Source organism: Hyphomicrobiales bacterium, assembly GCA_016710435.1.
Classification (GTDB): Bacteria; Pseudomonadota; Alphaproteobacteria; order Rhizobiales; family Aestuariivirgaceae; genus Aestuariivirga.
On sequence record JADJVV010000004.1, the window covers coordinates 1 to 15,918 of the forward strand.

Sequence of the window (15,918 nt, forward strand, 5' to 3'; positions counted from 1 at the left end):
TGTCCTGATGATGGCACCCGCCGCCGCCGGCCAGCCGCCCGCTGCCGATGATGTGCCTGGAGATCGTCGTCGTCGACGCCAACCCGGCGCTGTCGCACCACGTTCTTCGAGGGCGAGTACGTCGAAGGCGAGGCACCTGGAACCGACGTGCCGGTCCGCCAACGGCGTGACGCCGGACGCCGACGTCGTAGCCAAACAGAATCCGTCTGCGCCACCTGCCGCGGTATGCCTGGGGCTCGAAGATAAATAAGCTGACCAGCAAGCCGGTGCGCGCGTGCGGCGACAGCAAGCAGCTCGCCGTGCTGCCAGCGAACGACCTCAACTTCAAGATGCTCGGTCTGGCGGTCAGGGCGGGCAGCCTCAGAAGCTGGGGATCCTACGTGTCGGCGCTGTCCGGTCGCGGCTGCGGCATCGCCACGCTGGTCACCAACGTCACGCATTCGACCAGACCGCCAACGGCGTCCTCCAGTTCAGCTTCAACCGGTTCCTCACGGAAGCCGAGTTTATCCGCGTCAACAGGCGCAAGACGGGCGACGACGTCAGGCTCATCACGGCGCAGTCTCGCGGCGCCGCCGTGCCGGCACTGGCGGCGCCCGCGAACCCAGCTTTGCCAGCGCCGGATGTCGCCGCGCCCGCCTACGTCGCCCCCTGCGGCGGCGACTGTAGCCAGACTGGCGGGTTTGGGGCAAGCCAGATTACAGACCCCGCCTACTTGGCAGCCCAAGCCGCTGAGAACGCCCGTGCTCATGCCTGGCTGCCGCTGCTGCCCACCCCGCCGGTCCGACCGCCGGCGCCGTTCGCCGGCCTTGAGCCCTGCCCGTACAGGCGGCGGTGACGGCTGTCGGCGGCCTGGAGACCCACGCCGGCCTGCGCACCTGCACCCAGGCGCTGACCGGCATCGACTTCATGGAACTGATCCGGGCCTCAGCCCCCGGCGGTACAAATCACGGCCCCCTCTCCCGTGACCCCGCCGGCGGCTGCGGCCCCCTCTACCGAAAGCCTGCCAAGCGGACGCGCCGCACGCGCGCCGAGATGGAAGCCGCGAAGGCGGCTGAGGGCTGCTGCGGCGCCGGCGTCGACGGTATGCCATAACACCGCCCGGTATTGGAGACCATGTTGCCGCCGCGCCGGACCTCCAGCCATATCCCCGCCGAGATCCGCGCGACGATCGACGTCGTGGGTGCCACATCAGCGGCTGGTCAGGCGCTCATCGCTGCCTACCCGCCCCCGTTCAAGCCTCAGCCCCGGCGGCACAAGTCACGGCCCCTCTCCCGTGACCCCGCCGGCGGCTACTGACCCCCTCAACCGGCTTCGGTGCCGCGCCGCAGCCAGCGGCTCAGAACTGCACCCAGCGCGCAGGTCGTGGCAGCCGGAGCCAGCCTGGCCGAAGCTCCGCGCAAGCTCGGTCTCGCCGCGGCGCCGTGATGGACTTCGCCCGCGTGCTGCGCGACTCCGGTCTCCGAAGAGATCGAACTCGCGCAGATGTACGGCGTCAGCCGACAGACCGTCCACGTGGTCCCTGGCGGATTACGCGGGTCGGCAGCCTGCTGGCCCGACAGGCTGAGGCGATAACCAAGGCGCTCGTCGTCGCCGTCGAGCGGCAGCTACTGCACCGTTCAAGGCGATGGACGAAGGGCGTCAGGCGCGAGCGAGTGGCCATGATGGCTGCCCGGCTGCAGGAGACTTAGCCCGCCCCATTCAGCAGTAGGAGGCGCGGTAACCGGAGGGGTAGGGTGCGATGCTCTCAGCGTGTGTAGCGGCATCGAGGCCGCGACGGCAGCATGATCACCGCTTGGGTTCGAGGCAGTCGCGTTCTCCGGGAACAGACAAGTTCCCGGCGGCGGTGCTCGCCCATCATTACCCGACGGTGCAGAACCTCGGCGACATGACTCTCGCGTCCTCCAATGGAGCCTATGAACCCAACATCCTCGTCGGCGGCACCCCCTGCCAGAGCTTCAGCGTTGCCGGACTCCGAAAGGACTGGCTGATCCTCGTGGCGACCTCATGCTCACCTATCTCGCTATTGCCGACAGATACCAGCCTGAATGGCTTGTCTGGGAAAACGTCCCCGGCGTGCTGTCCAGCCCGGATCAGGACGGGATTTTGGTCACCTTCCTCGGGGCGCTGGGCCAACTCGAGTATGGGTGGGCCTGCCGAGTCCTGGACGCACAGTTCTTTGGAGTTCCTGAGCGACGCCGTCGCGTGTTGGTTGTCGGACATTTTGGAGACTGGCGCCGTGCCGCGGTTCTTCGAGCGCCACAGCTTGCAGAGGCATCCTGCGCCGCGCCGAAAAAGAGGAAGGCGTTGCCGCCGCAACTGGAACGCGCACTTTCGAGTGTGGTGGAATCGGAAGCTACTCCTCCTCCTCCTCAAGCCCCCTTCTCAAATCAGGGGCCGACTTAGGACACGGGTGCGAAGCACTGGTCGGATCATGGTGGGACGGCGGCCAGACTGCACAAACCCTGGATGCGGTGCTGCAAAAAGGCCAGACGATGCCAGAGAAGAACAGGTTCCCGGCCGTGCTGGTTCCTGATACTGCCCACGCGCTGCGCGGCGAGGGCTTTGATGCGAGCGAGGATGGCACGGGGCGGGGCACGCCATTGGTACCTATCGCCTTCGACTGCAAAGCCTCTGGACAGAATGGCTTCGGCGTGGGTGAGATCGCCTCGACGATGCGCAGCATGGGCCACAGCAACTCGCATCAGAACGGCGGCGGGCATCAGGCGGTGGCAGTTGCGCTACGGGGTAAGAGGCGGCGGCACTGCCGAACTGAGCGACGTGCCATCTGCACTGCGGGCATCAGGAGGAGGAGGCGACAAGGCGCATGTACTGAACCACATGCAAGTCCGCCGCCTCACGCACCCAGGAGTTACTACAAGGCTTTCCATCTATACGGGAACGCGTTACAGTAGAAGCATGCACAGACCCTCAAAACAACACTGTCACTGTGGCGCTGTCATGTCTCAGGTGGCCAAGCAATGCCTCGCCTGTCGACGCGCAACGGTATCCGCAGAGATGCAAACATTGTGGAAAACATTTCCAGCACGTACCGAGCAGACCGCGAACCGCTTGCAGCCCTGAGTGTGCGTACATCCTCCGCGGACTTGCTTCACGAAATACGCAGTCACGGAAAGTTGATGTGGTCTGCGAGCAGTGTGGCCCGAATCAAACAGGTATCCCCCGTCGCAAGCCGCCGGTATTGCAGCCGCGCTTGCACCACGCTGCGCCGATCTGGCGCTAGCAATCAGAACTGGAAAGGCGGAATCACTACAGAACATCAGGCTTTCTACGCAAGCACGAGATGGCGCAAAAATGCCACTCGATTTGGAAACGAGAACGCGGCATTTGCCAGCGGTGCAACGAACACTGCATCACTGGGGAAGTTCACCACATCCACACTTGGGTCGCTCGCCCCGATCTGCATCTCGCCAGTAACAGCCTCGCTCTGCTCTGTACTGGCTGCCATAAGTGGGTGCATTCAAACGAAACGCTTCCCCGAGCGTTTCTCGCTCCTGCTTGACCTAGAAACACCCTACACACTGATCCCCTTCACGCGCGGCAAGCCGGCCGCCGACGGGCCGCGCTACAAGGCGCTCGGTAACTCGATGGCTGTCCCGGTGATGGCATGGATAGGAGAGCGGATTCAACTCGTTGATTGGTTGCTGGGTGATGAGTCATGAACCAGACAAGACTTGGATCATTCATCGAGTCCTGGGTCAACGTAGTGATCGGGTTCGGCATCAACTTCGTCGCCAACCTGCTGATCCTGCCGGCATTCGGCTTCACGTCGCTGACCGTGGCGACGAACGTCTATCGCCGGCATCTACACCGCGGTCAGCGTCGTCAGATCCTATGCCATTCGCCGCTGGTTCAACGCCAGGCTGCACGCCGCCGCCATGAAACTCGCCGGGCGACTCCATGGACACGATTGAATTCCTGCGCCGCATCCTGCCGGTACAGGGCCTGCACGTCGCCGCCAGGCTGATCAACGGCAAATTCAAGAACCAGGTCTGCGACTCGATCGAGGAACTGGCGCAGCAAGTGCACGCCTACGACGCCGCCGGCGTGCACGCCTACCACGCCTGCGCCGCCTACCGCGAGCGCAGCGTCGACACCGTCAAGCCCGACGGCTCCGTCTGGCACCAGGTCCGCACGCACAAGAACGTCCGGGCGTTGCGTTCGTTCTTCATGGACCTCGATGTCGACGCCGGCAACCCAAAGAAGTTCGCGTCGCAGGAAGAAGCCTGCGAACAACTGTTGCTGTTCTGTGCGGCAACCCACCTGCCTATGCCAATGGTATTATCCAGCGGCGGCGGCGTCCACATATATTGGAGCCTCGAAAATCACATCCAACCTGAAGCCTGAAACAAACTGCGGAAAGCCTCAAAGCCCTCTGCGCGCACCACAAATTCCGCGCCGACCCAGCCTGTACCAGTGACCTTGCGCGTGTCCCTGCGGCCTGTCGGAACCCATAACCGTAAGGTTCCCACCGCACCGCGACCCGTTGAGCTTATTGCCGACGCTGTTCCTGTCGCTTTCGCGGTTTTCCAACGATGTGTCGCTGATGCGCTCGCTGCTGTCGGAGTCAAGCCTCCCGAAGGGCCGGGCAAGTCGAAGCCCGGACCGAAACGCTCAACCAAGCCTTCGCCGTCAAAAACTCCTTCCCGCCGTGCTCAGGGTACCAAGGTAGCTGATCGCTGCGCGCAAGTCCGTGTAGTACGTGATACCAGAGGGCGGGTAGCGGAGCCCCACTGGTATGCGGTGATCCAGATCCTGTGCAACTCGGTCGAGGGCGACGAACTCATCCACGAGTGGAGCGGAGGCCATGCCTCCTACTCCGTGGAGGAGACGAACCGCAAGATCGCTCAGATCCGTGGTCAGGCCATGGGTGCGACGCTCTGCACCACGTTCGAGAGTCGCAACCCCGGCGGGTGCGACGGCTGCGCGTTCCGCGGCAAGATCAGTTCGCCGGCGCAGTTAGGCACGCACGTCGTCAGCGCGCCGGCGCCGACTGTCCGCATGAACGGCGCCGACTCCATGCCTGTCATGGTGACGCTGCCGGCGCCGCCCGAGGGCTTCACGCGCGGCGAGCCCAAGACGCCCGGCAAGTTCGACGGCGGCATCTACGTGGAGCAGGACGGCGTCACGCATCTCATCTACGAGTTCGACTGCTTCCCCGTTGAACTCGCCTATGACGAACAGCTTGGCTACGAGACCATGCGGTGGCGGCACTGGCTGCCCAACGAAGGTTGGAAGGGTGTGTCATGAGGTCATCACTACTGGCCAAGCCGGCGGAATTCGAGGTATCGCTGCGCGACAACCACATCCAGCCGCTCATCAAGGGAAAATTCAATATGTACGGCGACGCCTATATCAGACGCCTGAAGAGTCAAACAAAGCTACGTCAATTGTTTAAGTGTCAGGGATGGAAGCGCGACGACACCGAGTTCGTGCTCGGCGACAAGCTCTACAAGCGCGGCGAGGTCGTGCAGGCTGGCTTCAGCCACGGCATGGAGGCGTTCCTGAAGCCCTTCCACTCGCGCGGCGACCTCGCCCGTGTGGCGCACGCTGACCGAGGTATTCGACACGCCGGGGTTCGAGCCCCACGCCTTCATGCTGCTGCTCGCCTTCGCGGCGCCGCTGCTGAAGCTCGCCAACTGGCAGGGCTGCACGGTCAACGCGCTCGGCGAGTCGGGCGTCGGCAAGAGCACCATGGCGGAGTTCATGTGCTCCGTCCCGGCAGCCCGAAGGGCTCGTGGGTGGGCCGCAACGACACCGACCTGGCCCGCATGCAGCGCCTGGGCGCCCACTACAACCTGCCGGTGTACATGGACGAGGCTACGACCATCAAGCCGGAGCCGCTGCGCGATCTCGTGTACTCGATACCCACCGGCAAGAACAGGTCGTCGATGCGCGCCGACTACACGCTGCGGCCCGGCGCCGAGTGGGTGACGCTGCTCGTCATGTCGACCAACAACTCGCTGCAATCCAAGCTGCTGCTGGAGAACCAGAACGCCGAGGCCGAGAGCCTGCGGCTGTTCGAGTTCCGGTTCCCGCGCGTGGACGCGTTCGGGCCAATCGCCGACATCATCCCCAACGTGCTGCGCGAGCACTACGGCGTCGCCGGGCCGGCGTACATCCAGCACTTGGTAGAGAACCGCGACCGGATCCGCGCCAGGCTAGCGGAGGTCGGCGCCGAAGAGAAGGAGGAGTTCGACATGGCCGGCAAGGAACGCTTCTGGACGTGGGTGACGTCGCTGGTGCTCTACGGCGGCGAGCTGGCGCGCGAGGCCGGCGTCATCGACTTCGATCCCGGCCGCATCCGGCCGTGGCTCATGCGGGAACTCAACCGCATGCGCGGCACCATGGACGACAATAAAGTCGGCCCCGTCTCCATCCTGGCCAACTTCCTGGACGAGCACGTCGGCGAGCGCCTGGTGGTGAACACCATGAACGCTGGCCTGGCGGCCGTTCAGGACAAGCCCTACCACGAGATCAGCCAGCGCTACGAGCCCGCCATCAAGACGTTGTGGATCAGCCGCAAGCGCATCAAGTTCTACCTCGACAAGAAGCACTTCGGCTTCGCCGACATCGAGCCGAACTGATCCGCAGCGGCGTCATCCTGCACCCGCGCGCCGGCAAGACGCTGGGCGCCGGCACCAACTACGCCAGCGGGCCGACGACGTGCTGGGTCGTCAACATGGAGCACGCCGAGATGTCGGGGGTGGTGGTATGAGCCAGCCGTGGAGCGAGCGCCTGATCGCCGGCGAGATAGCCAGGCAGACGCTGGCCAAGAAGTGCGTGGTCCTCGTCGACCGCTGCAACTGGACGGGCCACGAGTGCGACGTGTTGGGCGTGACGACACGCGACTGTCGGCGGCCGCCGTCATGGACATCGCCCGACTGGCTAACCTGCGCATGTGGGACGCCTACCGCGAAGCGGCGCAACTGCGCCACGAAGTCGCGGCTATGCGCGCGGAAACGCGGTAGAATAGACGAGTAGCCACCCCGCGTGGTGCTGCCCCCGGCCGGTGCCCCCTCCTCCACCGCGCCGGGGTTCTTTTTGGTACTACCGCGACCCCGAACACCGAATCGCAACAGTCGTGGTATCCGCGGCGGTACCGCTGGCGCTGATCCGCACCTTGTAGATACCACGGACGTCCATGAGCAGCCACGCCGTCGCGCCGGCACCCGTGCTGGCCAGCGTGCCCGACGCCGCGATGATGAGGCCGGCCGGCGTCGACGTGATGGCGCTGTAGAGTGTCTGGAACGCGCCGTCCGGGTGGAACTGCGCCGACACGATGAAGGTATCCAAGGCGTTCACGCCGACGTCGAAGTCCACGCCAATATTCTTGAGGCCGAGCGTTGGCACTTCGAGGAGGACGGTGTTGCCGGTAGCGGGGATGGTGCCAGACGCCGAAGCAAACAGTAGCGGGCCGACTTGGGCGCCGGCGGGGCGAGTGGATTGTGTCATGGCCATGGTGTTACTCCTTGCAGGATGGTGGGGTAGTGTAGCATCCGAAGCCGATCTCTTGGCTCATGCTGGGCCGGCGGGCCGTCACGTCGCGGTCGGGCTTCTTCGCCGGCACCCGGATCACGGGCGTGGCGAGCGCACATCTGCTGCCGCCGGCCCAGTCGCACTCCGGCGCGTCTCTGTCGTACCGCGACTTGTAGTTCGCCGTCTTCCCCAAGCAGTTTGAGGACGGTGTCCATTTCATTTCACTGCCTCGTAAGTAGCTGCGAACGGGTTCATGGTTCAATCCTACGTTGCGCCAGTCCGAACAGAAAGTACGCGGTCGGAGAGACTTCCGCTGCCGAACCGAGCAGCCCCGCTTCGATGCGACCTTCCCCACAGTCGATAACCCATGCAAGATTGTGCGCATCGTCGTACAGGCCCAGCTCAATGCTGTCGGCCAATGCGCGCAGTGACAAGGGGTATATCCCGAATGTCCTTGCTCGGGAACGAAACGACCGATAGCGTCATGGTCGTCCCCACACTTTCGGGATACTCCGCAGATGCGCCTCATGCGCCCACAAAAACATCTGCTGCAACTGCTTCCGCGCCTCATCAATACTCATCATCGCCCGCGTCGGATCGGTAGCCGCATTGTCGATTGCACTGTCCAGCATGTCGACGATCTTGTTACGATTCGCCTTCATGTCCCAATGATCCGCACTCACGATGTTTCTCCCATACATTGTTGGTGTTCCTGCTGCCGGCGGATAGTGAGTCCGCGCAACGGCTTGCCTTTGAACTTATCCCAAACGAGTATCTGCTGGCATGCGCCAATGTAGTCTCCGGCGTTTAGCTTGCGCACCAGTGTCGAACCACAGAACGCACCGGGGCCGATGTTGTACGCCAGATTTACGTAAGCGTCATACTCGTGCTGATGCAGCGGAACCCTGACGCAGTGTTTTAGCGCGCCTTCAAATTTTTGTACGTCATGCAAAGCGCGCTCCAGCGCCTTCGGCGGCGTAATCGTGTCACCAGGCTTGACACCATCGGTCGTGCCGAAGCCGATCGTCGGAACATCACCGGGCACCGGCACGTACGCCCGGTCCCGGTAGCCCTCGAAGATCGCAAGGCTCACCAGCGCAGTGGCAGATAACGACAGGGCGGCAGTAGCGCGTCGATCAATCATTGCCGGCCTTAAATTCTTCGTCTGTCGGACGGTCTGTGGCTCGACGTTCCAGATCAGGCTGGTCGAGGATGCGCGCCACAGTACCTATGCAAGCTGACAGTGCCGCAAGGATGGAAAACACACCCTGTGGTATTCGATTGGCGAAGATCGGCAGTGCCGCATCTATACCGGCGAACAAAGCGGCGACGAGCATCCAGCGGATAGACCACGCCTTCGTGATGATGCGCTTCCAGTTCTGTACCAGTGTCATCCTCGTATCCCCAATACCTCGGTGATCTTCTGATGCGCAGCCACTGGGTCGTGGATCAGCACCACCACGAATGCAGTGACGGCCCGGAACAGTCGCTTAAATATTGTCGCAATCATGGCGGTGCTTGACCAATGGGCACTGCGTACAAATAGCTTCCCTGCGTTCCTCTTTGCGCCGGTCGAAATCCCCGGACTTGACATATTCCTTGACAAGGTTGAAATGCTTTTGCCGAAAGTAAAAGTTGATCATCGCCGCCGTCACGCCGCCGCCGAAGGCTATGAACAGACCAATGAACATGCCCAGTTCTTGCGACGTGATGCCGAAGTACGCGGCGATCCCAAGTCCGCCCGCCGCGGCTGCCGTGGCGACCTTCTGCGTAACGGGTACTGCGATGGTTTCGTGGAGGTTCATTCACCTTCTCCTTGCCCATTCCTTGGCGGAATCGAGATTGATCGCGGCTTCACTGCCTTCTTCAACGAGTCCTGAAACCTCGTCATCGAGTCGTTGTAGCGCCGCGCCAAGCTCGGGCCGGTCGAAGCAGGCTCGGTCAGGACTGTCGGGAGTGGAGGCGGCGACGGGCACGTAGCTGCCACGGGTACGGGTGTTGCGCAGGCGCTGATTGTCAGCGCGCAGAGTATCGAGATCGCGTTTCGTGGCAGCATCGGTCTGCTCCTTGTTGAGTTTGTCCCTGGACTCCTGCGCCGCCGTCGCCTTCTGCGCCGCCACGCCTTGCGCCTTCACGGTCGCCACGAAGCCATCGAACTTGGATTGTACCGCATCCAGCCGCCAGCCCTGCGCCGTCCACGCGGCGGCGCCGCCGGCCACGCCGCCCGCCGCGGCGATCCACAGGATCAGCAGCGGGTTGCCGACGATCTTACCCAGTATCCAGTTCATGGGGCCTCCACGAATGTTTCACGGCGCCCGGTTTCTGCGAACACTTCGGAGAAACCGTGTTCGACGAACATCTCTTGCGGGCGTATCACGCCTCCCGACAGCGGCGGCGACAGCGCGCCCGCGTACCCGGTAGCCAGTATGCCAGATAGGTTCAAGGCGAACGATGGGGCTAGCGAGCCGTACTGCCCCGTGCTGGCAACGCCGGTGAGCGCGACGAACGTCCCAGTCGATGGGCTGAGCGTACCTACCGCGCCGGTAGCGGACACGCCCGAGACGGACAGGCCGAACCCCGAACGAGCACGCCTGCCGCGCCGGTAGCGGACACGCCGGCGACGGATAGACTGAAGCCCGGAACGAGTAGTCCGACAGCCGACGCGCCGGCGACGCCGGCAAGCGCGACAGTGGTTCCAGAGACTGGGGTCAGCGTGCCCGCAGCGCCTGTCGCCGCCGCGCCTGTAATGGACAAGCTGAACGCCGGCGCAAGTGAACCTGTGGCTCCAGTGCCGACGGCGCCGGTGAGCGCGACAGTGGTGCCGGTGACTGGAGTGAGAACGCCGACCGCCCCCGTGGCCGCCGCGCCGGCAAGGGCCGCGATGATGGATGGAACCAGTAGTCCGACCGCGCCAGTAGCTGCGGCACCGGTGAGTGCGACCGTCACCCCTACCGTTGGCGTGAGGGTACCTACCGCACCGGTTGCCGCCGCGCCGGACAGCGCTACAGACATCGACGGGGCCAGCGACCCTGTCGCGCCAGTAGCTGCGGCACCGGTGAGTGCGACCGTCACCCCTACCGTTGGCGTGAGGGTACCTACCGCGCCCGTGGCGGCTACGCCAGCAAGGGCGTTGGTGATGGTCGGAGCTAGCGCCCCCGCCGCTCCTGTGGCGGCTACGCCTGAGAGCGCGAGCGTCGCACCCCCCGTACTCGGCACCCAGATGTCTATCGGCGGCGATTCGAATATCTGCCACGGGTTATCGACCAGTGCCCAGGCTTCTGCCGCCGTAAGCGAGACATTGAGCCACTGCGCCAAGGCAATGCCTCCACCCCACGGATAACTATATCCGCTGCCATTGTATTGGCCGTATGCCAGGCGAGTAAGCGCAACAAGAGCACCGACGTTTGTCGAGGAGGACGCACTACTACGGCTCACATTTCCTGCGCCGTAAACCCTTACATCTGTCGCCGAGCCAAATACTGCCACAGCCGTAAACGGTTCGCCAAAGGAGAAAATCTGCGCGCTAGTAGCCGTTGCGCTTGTCGTGCCTCCTATATGCTGCGCTACTACGGAGCCATCGCTTTTGCCAAAAAATCGGACTGTTTTATCGCTCGCCGTGGCCAACATGGACGGGCAGCGAAAGTCGACCATTGCCCGGCATCGACCCCGGGAAAACAAAACTCAGCGGGTAGTTGGCAGAAACAGCCAGATTGCGTAGGTAGCCGTTCGTATCATCGGTGAGGGAGATTATCCGCCCTTGCCGTGATACCCTGGAAGAAACCCCAGAGCCCGCCGTAAGCGGTACGCCCGACGTATCCAACCGGCCAAAGCCGCCCGGCTGCAAGCCGTAGAGCGGGCGCAGTTCCTGCCTTACCCTAAGCGGGTCCTGCGGCTGCTCACCGCAGAGTTCAACCTACTCTGCGAAATACCCCGCCACCTACTGCCCTTGGACGTAGAACGGCACGATGTCGAAGCGGAAGTTTGAATCGGTCGCATTGACCGTCGCACCGCTGGCGTTGTAGGCAACGATGCTCGTGTACCGCTGCGTGAACTGGAACCTTCCAGAAGCGACGCACTTCTCGCTGGCCGCAGCGTTCTCGCTCACGACGTAGCCGATGAATCGCAGGTTGCGGCGCATGTCCACGTCGCCGAGTGCAGCATCACTTGCGCCGATGTCGCCATCTATTTGCGTGCTGTCTGCGTCAGGAGCCCCAGCCACATACAATTCCAGTCCGAGACCCTGCGTTGGCGTAGCCTGAAACTGCACTTCGCAAGACCACTCGTACCACATAGGTCGCGGCGCAGCACCCCAGTCGATCTGATCGGATACGCGGCCGTTGGCGTTGGTCACACCTTCCACCGAAAACGCCGATGCGGCTCCAGCCTCGCCATTGACGAGCTTCGAGGTTCCCTTGCGGATGTAGCTCTCGTTGGCCATGATCCAGCTATTCCACATTTCGCCAATGTCATTGACGTTGAGCTCGCCCTCGAATACCAGATTGCCTGGAATGCCAGTAGTTCCAGTGCCAGTTGCGAATACACGTTCCGCAACCGTTGCCAGTCGAGTAATGGTGGCTTTTACGCGGCTTGCTCCTGCCCAGCCAGCGTCTTGCGTCGCTCCACCAATGCCGGACGGAACATTCTGCAAAGCATCCGATAGGCCATTACGAAGGTTCGGCCTGCCCGTCCCGATGCTGTCACGCCCCTGAAGCAGGACTTGCAAGTTGATCTGCTTCGATTGGCACAGCAGCAGGCGATTGGTCTGGATTGCGCTGCCATCGGGCGTGTCTGCCGGCGTGAGGCGGTCCCACAGGATTGCATCGGCTACCTCGTCCGCCGGAACGGTGCTGCGCCACACGTAGAACGTGCTGGGCAGGTTCAGTAGGCGGGCCAATTCGGTGTCGTTTCGGCTTGCCCCTGCTGCTTGCACTGCCGGATCGACCGACGCGAGAACGGCGGCTTTGAGTGTTTGAAGTTGTGCTGGTGTCATGGTAGTGCTCCTTATGCGATCCGAAGCAACGCATTACTGGCGTCGTTGGTCGGCATGGTCAGCGTGAACGTGCCGGCCGTGATCGACTGCGACGAGAACGTGTGCACGCTGATCTGCTTGTCGCTCTGCGAGCTGTTATACAGCACGCAGGCATCGAACGCGCCCGACGACGTGAGCGCAGCCCACGTGAAGCTGGCGCTCGGCGTGAAGATGCCCGTCGTGCCGCTCGTGCTCGGCGCCGTGTCATCGTCACCGTGACGCCGCCCTGCGTGTAGTTGCCCGACGCCGCGAGTTCGCCGGTCGTGTTATACACGGTGTCCGCGACGCCACGCGACGCCGATGCCAGGGAACAGCGCCGCCTTGACGACGTCCGCCGTGGATACGGTGCGTGCGGGAACCCCGTGCCGGGGCCGAGGGCGTGGATACCTGTGAGAAGCTCCCTTGAACGACGTGCACATGCCGGCGCTGTTAGCCATTTGTCATACTCCTTTGAGTTAATTAGAACAGTGAAACGCTGGCGGCGCCAGCAACGGGTTTAAGAACGACGGCGGCGGAACGATGGACGAGTTCGCCGTCGTGCCAGTATTCAACCCACTCGGTCGTCTCGTTGGCGTCATCCAGCCCGCCGGTTCGCTTTTCGAGCAGGGACTCGTCCATGAGCCCCTTGGTCGTCGTGATCAATGCCATTTCAATCTCCTCAAGTTGTGGTTACTTCGGTATCTACGGTGACGGCGCCCGACATCACGAGGCTCACTACACCGGTAGCCGACACCAGCTCCAAGTCATACACGCCTTCCAGCCACGTGATGGCCGCCGTGTCGGCTGCCGAGATGGTAAGCGCAATAGTTTTGGCGGCGTTGTCGAGCGCGATGCGTGCGTTGGTCGTGTCGAGCCGGAGCAACTCGGTGCCACCGACGACATCCTTGATGGACATGCGCGCCGTGAAGCCGGTCAGGTCGACAGGCGTCTTGTACTGGAGATAGCCGCCGGACGTGTACGTCGAATAGTTCGTCGAGTTCACGTCGTTCAGCGCCACGGTGCTCGTGTCAGGCACTGTCGCGCGACGGTAGTCCGTGGATCTGGGCGGCGTGTTCTTGGCGTTGATCTGCCGCATGCCGCCGGCCGACACGACCGCCACGCGCCAGCCGTCGGGGACGCCGTGTGCCGAACTGGTGATGACAGCCGGCGCCGCCTTCGTGATCGCCGTGATGGCGGCTGGACGAACGGCAGCGTCGCCCAACGAACGATCAGCGAGAACGTCTTGCCTTGCTCTATCTTCAGGTCGTCGGTCATCGTATGTCCTTCATTTCATTGTATCACTGCGCCGTGACGTCGGCAAACTCGGCGCCCAGGCGGCGCCCAAGCAGGATCTGTTCCCTGCGGTTCAGCGGCATGCCGGCCAGCATGATGGCGCGCCGCGTCGCTGCCGGGTTCGACAGGATCGGCATCATGGGGTTCTGGGCGTTCCACTTGGCGCGCAGGTCGAGGATGCGCGCTACCTGTTCGGCGTCGTCGGCGCGGTACGCCTTGACCAGCCTGGCCTCCAGATCCTGGCTGACCTGCGTGTGGAACGCCTTGGTCTGGATGATGATGCTTTCCATGTCGTTCGCCTTGGTCACCGCCGCCGACGACAGCCCGGTCAGTTGTAGGATGCCGTCGACAGTTGAGACATCAACTACTTTCCGCCCCTGGAGTCAGATGCGTATCCGGGAACTAAGCTGCTCGGCGCCCTTGACTAGGTTACGGGCGGCGATCGGGCCGCCGGCTCGCAGGGCGTCCGCCGCCCGCCGCCAGTCGCCGCCCGCCGCCGCGCTGACGAGCGGGCCGGCGTTGCTCAGCGCGTCGTGCAGCATCGAGAACGGCGCGCCGGCGATCTCGGCGAGCACGCGCCCCTTGTCGGCGTCGGCGGCGCCGATGCGCGTGCCGGGATGAAGCCAGACGATACGCGAGTGGCCACGCCGATGCCGGTGATCTCGTTCACGACGCCGCGCATGACGGCGTCAGACAGGTCGGCGGCGCCGATGGCGTCAGATGCCGACTTGATGGCGTTGCGCATGGCGCGGCGGCTGTTGAATGGCGAGTTGAACAGTTGCTGCGAGATCACGTCGACGAGGTTCAGGATCTCCTCGGCGAACGGCAGGCCCTGCACGCCAGCCATCGCCGTCAGCCCGAGCAGCATGTACACGGCGCTCTTCGGGCTCACCTTATACATCAGCGCCGCGGCTTCGATGATGAACAGCGGGAACGACTTGAACTGGAACATCAGGGCGCCGAGCGGGTTGTTCATTATGCCGGGGCGGTTATTGACGTTGTAGTTATTCTGCGTCTGATCCACCGCCTCGCTGGCGAAGCGGAACAGTTCCTGCCCCGAGAGTTTCTTGAAGGTGCCGTCCGCCTGCCTGACGCCGCCGCCCGTCGTGGCGATCCTGTAGGCCGCCATGAACGACGCCAGTCGGTTGGTCTGCTCGGCGACTCGGAACGGCGCCATCCAGACCTCGGCGACGCGCTGCACGTTGCGGCTCCTGGAGTGCAGGAGCCCTGCGAGATGCCGAGCATCATGTGGATCTCGGTGTCGAAATATGATCTGCGCGCCGCGACGATGGCGGCGCGCATCTCCTTCCGCCGATGCCGGCGGCGTCCAGCCGGGCCGCCGTCTCTGGGTCGGGGTTCTTCATCTTGTCCATGTCGCGCAAGACGTTTGTAGTGCTGCCACGAGTCCTTCCACGTCTTCAGCGACGTCATGGTGGCGTTCAGGTAGTCGGTGTGCGTCGACAGGTAGGGCGTCCAGCACCATGGGGGATCGACAGCGTGTTCACGGGTGGCGGCGCCGGAGATGGAGCCGCCGATGAAGTACATGACGCCGGCCGTGCATCTTGGTAGCCCACTTTCGCTCTGCCGTCCGGTACCAGTGTGGTATCCGCCATGGCGTTGGCGCGGTCGCGGTAGAACCCCGACATGGGGCCGTCCTGCTCCTACAGGTTGTGCGGCACGCCGTCCCTTTGTCACGCCTGCCAAACGACTCGCCGACAGTGATGACGGGCCCGCTGGTCACGGCGTCGATGTCGGCGGCTACCGCGGCGCCGGCAGGGCGGCGTCGAGTACCGGCGCGAAGCGCGCGTAGGCGATCTCACTCGTCGTGTCGACGCCGAACCCGTGGAGCACGCGCAGCTGTCGCGGGAGAACCGCCAGGGCCTGCGACGCATCATCTGCGTGCGCACCAGCGAGTCGGCGTTCGTCATGGCAACGACCAGGCGCGCGCGTTCGGCCTGCGAGATGTCGATGCCCCTGGCGGCGCAGCGTTGCCGAGGAACTACCGGCCGAGACGCCGGTATCACGTTCGTACTTGCTGCGCCTGCCCATCTCGACCTTCAGCGCGACGCCCGAGCGTTCGATCTCCCTTGGCGTAGGCGGGGGCCGCCGTCTTCGCCTGA

General features: G+C 63.6%; 23 protein-coding genes and 3 pseudogenes. 9 read left to right on the top strand and 17 right to left on the bottom strand.

All coding sequences use genetic code 11. From position 1 onward, the window contains the following. Positions 1 to 376: 376 nt before the first annotated feature. Positions 377 to 748: a hypothetical protein gene (locus IPM06_17045; protein ID MBK8772112.1), complete on the bottom strand. Its 372-nt coding sequence runs from the start codon at positions 746 to 748 to the stop codon at positions 377 to 379. Between the two features lie 83 nt (positions 749 to 831). On the opposite strand from IPM06_17045, the gene IPM06_17050 reads away from it, so the two are divergent. From IPM06_17050 to IPM06_17075, 6 genes and pseudogenes are all read left to right on the top strand, one after another. Beyond that, positions 832 to 1,092, top strand: coding sequence for a hypothetical protein (locus IPM06_17050; protein MBK8772113.1), 261 nt, complete (start codon positions 832 to 834; stop codon positions 1,090 to 1,092). Between the two features lie 573 nt (positions 1,093 to 1,665). Next, positions 1,666 to 2,403: pseudogene (locus tag IPM06_17055) on the top strand (DNA cytosine methyltransferase). A 1,130-nt stretch (positions 2,404 to 3,533) separates the two neighbouring features. Further along, positions 3,534 to 3,680 (top strand): annotated as a pseudogene (locus IPM06_17060) (DNA (cytosine-5-)-methyltransferase). Then, positions 3,677 to 3,932, top strand: a pseudogene (locus IPM06_17065) (hypothetical protein). The pseudogenes IPM06_17060 and IPM06_17065 overlap by 4 nt, the downstream one beginning before the upstream one ends. Next, positions 3,919 to 4,365, top strand: coding sequence for a hypothetical protein (locus IPM06_17070; protein MBK8772114.1), 447 nt, complete (start codon positions 3,919 to 3,921; stop codon positions 4,363 to 4,365). Before IPM06_17065 ends, IPM06_17070 begins: the two are co-directional and overlap by 14 nt. Before the next feature lie 396 nt (positions 4,366 to 4,761). Next, entirely contained in the window at positions 4,762 to 5,268 is a 507-nt protein-coding gene (locus tag IPM06_17075) for a hypothetical protein (protein MBK8772115.1), read from the top strand. A 131-nt stretch (positions 5,269 to 5,399) separates the two neighbouring features. Here IPM06_17075 and IPM06_17080 read toward each other — a convergent pair whose 3' ends face one another. Continuing rightward, the gene (locus IPM06_17080; GenBank protein ID MBK8772116.1) at positions 5,400 to 5,615 is read right to left on the bottom strand and encodes a hypothetical protein; all 216 of its coding nucleotides are present in this window, start codon (positions 5,613 to 5,615) and stop codon (positions 5,400 to 5,402) included. On the opposite strand from IPM06_17080, the gene IPM06_17085 reads away from it, so the two are divergent. Both IPM06_17085 and IPM06_17090 read left to right on the top strand, forming a co-directional pair. Beyond that, a complete protein-coding gene (locus IPM06_17085; protein ID MBK8772117.1) occupies positions 5,614 to 5,952 on the top strand; it encodes a DUF927 domain-containing protein in 339 nt (112 codons plus the stop codon). The two genes, IPM06_17080 and IPM06_17085, sit on opposite strands and share 2 nt — an antisense overlap. Beyond that, positions 5,910 to 6,605: a hypothetical protein gene (locus IPM06_17090; protein MBK8772118.1), complete on the top strand. Its 696-nt coding sequence runs from the start codon at positions 5,910 to 5,912 to the stop codon at positions 6,603 to 6,605. Before IPM06_17085 ends, IPM06_17090 begins: the two co-directional genes overlap by 43 nt. A 463-nt stretch (positions 6,606 to 7,068) precedes the next feature. On the opposite strand, the gene IPM06_17095 is transcribed toward IPM06_17090, so the two are convergent. The 10 genes from IPM06_17095 to IPM06_17140 all read right to left on the bottom strand — a co-directional run bounded on the left by IPM06_17095 (position 7,069) and on the right by IPM06_17140 (position 12,487). Then, positions 7,069 to 7,473 (bottom strand): hypothetical protein, encoded by a 405-nt coding sequence (locus IPM06_17095; GenBank protein MBK8772119.1) that lies wholly within the window; start codon positions 7,471 to 7,473, stop codon positions 7,069 to 7,071. Between the two features lie 10 nt (positions 7,474 to 7,483). After that, positions 7,484 to 7,717 (bottom strand): hypothetical protein, encoded by a 234-nt coding sequence (locus IPM06_17100; protein ID MBK8772120.1) that lies wholly within the window; start codon positions 7,715 to 7,717, stop codon positions 7,484 to 7,486. Positions 7,718 to 7,748: 31 nt separating this feature from the next. Continuing rightward, complete coding sequence (locus tag IPM06_17105; GenBank protein MBK8772121.1) at positions 7,749 to 7,931, bottom strand: hypothetical protein; 183 nt, start codon at positions 7,929 to 7,931, stop codon at positions 7,749 to 7,751. Positions 7,932 to 7,979: 48 nt separating this feature from the next. Further along, a complete protein-coding gene (locus IPM06_17110) occupies positions 7,980 to 8,180 on the bottom strand; it encodes a hypothetical protein (GenBank protein ID MBK8772122.1) in 201 nt (66 codons plus the stop codon). Beyond that, on the bottom strand, positions 8,177 to 8,641 hold the full coding sequence (locus tag IPM06_17115; GenBank protein ID MBK8772123.1) for a lysozyme: 465 nt from the start codon (positions 8,639 to 8,641) through the stop codon (positions 8,177 to 8,179). Before IPM06_17115 ends, IPM06_17110 begins: the two co-directional genes overlap by 4 nt. After that, entirely contained in the window at positions 8,634 to 8,891 is a 258-nt protein-coding gene (locus IPM06_17120; GenBank protein MBK8772124.1) for a hypothetical protein, read from the bottom strand. The genes IPM06_17115 and IPM06_17120 overlap by 8 nt, the downstream gene beginning before the upstream one ends. Positions 8,892 to 8,987: 96 nt before the next feature. Next, the gene (locus IPM06_17125) at positions 8,988 to 9,302 is read right to left on the bottom strand and encodes a hypothetical protein (GenBank protein ID MBK8772125.1); all 315 of its coding nucleotides are present in this window, start codon (positions 9,300 to 9,302) and stop codon (positions 8,988 to 8,990) included. Next, on the bottom strand, positions 9,303 to 9,785 hold the full coding sequence (locus IPM06_17130) for a hypothetical protein (protein MBK8772126.1): 483 nt from the start codon (positions 9,783 to 9,785) through the stop codon (positions 9,303 to 9,305). Between the two features lie 244 nt (positions 9,786 to 10,029). After that, complete coding sequence (locus IPM06_17135; protein MBK8772127.1) at positions 10,030 to 10,812, bottom strand: hypothetical protein; 783 nt, start codon at positions 10,810 to 10,812, stop codon at positions 10,030 to 10,032. 622 nt (positions 10,813 to 11,434) lie between these two features. Next, a complete protein-coding gene (locus IPM06_17140) occupies positions 11,435 to 12,487 on the bottom strand; it encodes a hypothetical protein (protein ID MBK8772128.1) in 1,053 nt (350 codons plus the stop codon). A gap of 54 nt (positions 12,488 to 12,541) precedes the next feature. Here IPM06_17140 and IPM06_17145 point away from each other — a divergent pair, with 54 nt between their 5' ends. Further along, positions 12,542 to 12,745 (top strand): hypothetical protein, encoded by a 204-nt coding sequence (locus IPM06_17145; GenBank protein ID MBK8772129.1) that lies wholly within the window; start codon positions 12,542 to 12,544, stop codon positions 12,743 to 12,745. Between the two features lie 240 nt (positions 12,746 to 12,985). On the opposite strand, the gene IPM06_17150 is transcribed toward IPM06_17145, so the two are convergent. From IPM06_17150 to IPM06_17170, 5 genes are all read right to left on the bottom strand, one after another. Beyond that, the gene (locus tag IPM06_17150) at positions 12,986 to 13,174 is read right to left on the bottom strand and encodes a hypothetical protein (protein MBK8772130.1); all 189 of its coding nucleotides are present in this window, start codon (positions 13,172 to 13,174) and stop codon (positions 12,986 to 12,988) included. 10 nt (positions 13,175 to 13,184) lie between these two features. Next, the gene (locus tag IPM06_17155) at positions 13,185 to 13,625 is read right to left on the bottom strand and encodes a hypothetical protein (GenBank protein MBK8772131.1); all 441 of its coding nucleotides are present in this window, start codon (positions 13,623 to 13,625) and stop codon (positions 13,185 to 13,187) included. Between the two features lie 178 nt (positions 13,626 to 13,803). After that, the gene (locus IPM06_17160) at positions 13,804 to 14,088 is read right to left on the bottom strand and encodes a hypothetical protein (GenBank protein ID MBK8772132.1); all 285 of its coding nucleotides are present in this window, start codon (positions 14,086 to 14,088) and stop codon (positions 13,804 to 13,806) included. A 93-nt stretch (positions 14,089 to 14,181) separates the two neighbouring features. Further along, positions 14,182 to 14,373, bottom strand: a complete 192-nt coding sequence (locus IPM06_17165; protein ID MBK8772133.1) for a hypothetical protein — start codon at positions 14,371 to 14,373, stop codon at positions 14,182 to 14,184. Further along, positions 14,322 to 14,999, bottom strand: a complete 678-nt coding sequence (locus IPM06_17170; GenBank protein MBK8772134.1) for a hypothetical protein — start codon at positions 14,997 to 14,999, stop codon at positions 14,322 to 14,324. The genes IPM06_17165 and IPM06_17170 overlap by 52 nt, the downstream gene beginning before the upstream one ends. Positions 15,000 to 15,918: the final 919 nt, after the last annotated feature.

What these genes read in the sequence shown, in the direction of transcription:
- IPM06_17045 (MBK8772112.1), bottom strand. Translation starts at nt 748, where the DNA reads ATGAGCACGGGCGTTCTCAGCGGCTTGGGCTGCCAAGTAGGCGGGGTC.
- IPM06_17070 (MBK8772114.1), top strand. Translation starts at nt 3,919, where the DNA reads ATGGACACGATTGAATTCCTGCGCCGCATCCTGCCGGTACAGGGCCTG.
- IPM06_17085 (MBK8772117.1), top strand. Translation starts at nt 5,614, where the DNA reads ATGCTGCTGCTCGCCTTCGCGGCGCCGCTGCTGAAGCTCGCCAACTGG.
- IPM06_17080 (MBK8772116.1), bottom strand. Translation starts at nt 5,615, where the DNA reads ATGAAGGCGTGGGGCTCGAACCCCGGCGTGTCGAATACCTCGGTCAGC.
- IPM06_17090 (MBK8772118.1), top strand. Translation starts at nt 5,910, where the DNA reads ATGCGCGCCGACTACACGCTGCGGCCCGGCGCCGAGTGGGTGACGCTG.
- IPM06_17095 (MBK8772119.1), bottom strand. Translation starts at nt 7,473, where the DNA reads ATGACACAATCCACTCGCCCCGCCGGCGCCCAAGTCGGCCCGCTACTG.
- IPM06_17100 (MBK8772120.1), bottom strand. Translation starts at nt 7,717, where the DNA reads ATGAAATGGACACCGTCCTCAAACTGCTTGGGGAAGACGGCGAACTAC.
- IPM06_17115 (MBK8772123.1), bottom strand. Translation starts at nt 8,641, where the DNA reads ATGATTGATCGACGCGCTACTGCCGCCCTGTCGTTATCTGCCACTGCG.
- IPM06_17120 (MBK8772124.1), bottom strand. Translation starts at nt 8,891, where the DNA reads ATGACACTGGTACAGAACTGGAAGCGCATCATCACGAAGGCGTGGTCT.
- IPM06_17125 (MBK8772125.1), bottom strand. Translation starts at nt 9,302, where the DNA reads ATGAACCTCCACGAAACCATCGCAGTACCCGTTACGCAGAAGGTCGCC.
- IPM06_17130 (MBK8772126.1), bottom strand. Translation starts at nt 9,785, where the DNA reads ATGAACTGGATACTGGGTAAGATCGTCGGCAACCCGCTGCTGATCCTG.
- IPM06_17140 (MBK8772128.1), bottom strand. Translation starts at nt 12,487, where the DNA reads ATGACACCAGCACAACTTCAAACACTCAAAGCCGCCGTTCTCGCGTCG.
- IPM06_17145 (MBK8772129.1), top strand. Translation starts at nt 12,542, where the DNA reads ATGGTCAGCGTGAACGTGCCGGCCGTGATCGACTGCGACGAGAACGTG.
- IPM06_17150 (MBK8772130.1), bottom strand. Translation starts at nt 13,174, where the DNA reads ATGGCATTGATCACGACGACCAAGGGGCTCATGGACGAGTCCCTGCTC.
- IPM06_17160 (MBK8772132.1), bottom strand. Translation starts at nt 14,088, where the DNA reads ATGGAAAGCATCATCATCCAGACCAAGGCGTTCCACACGCAGGTCAGC.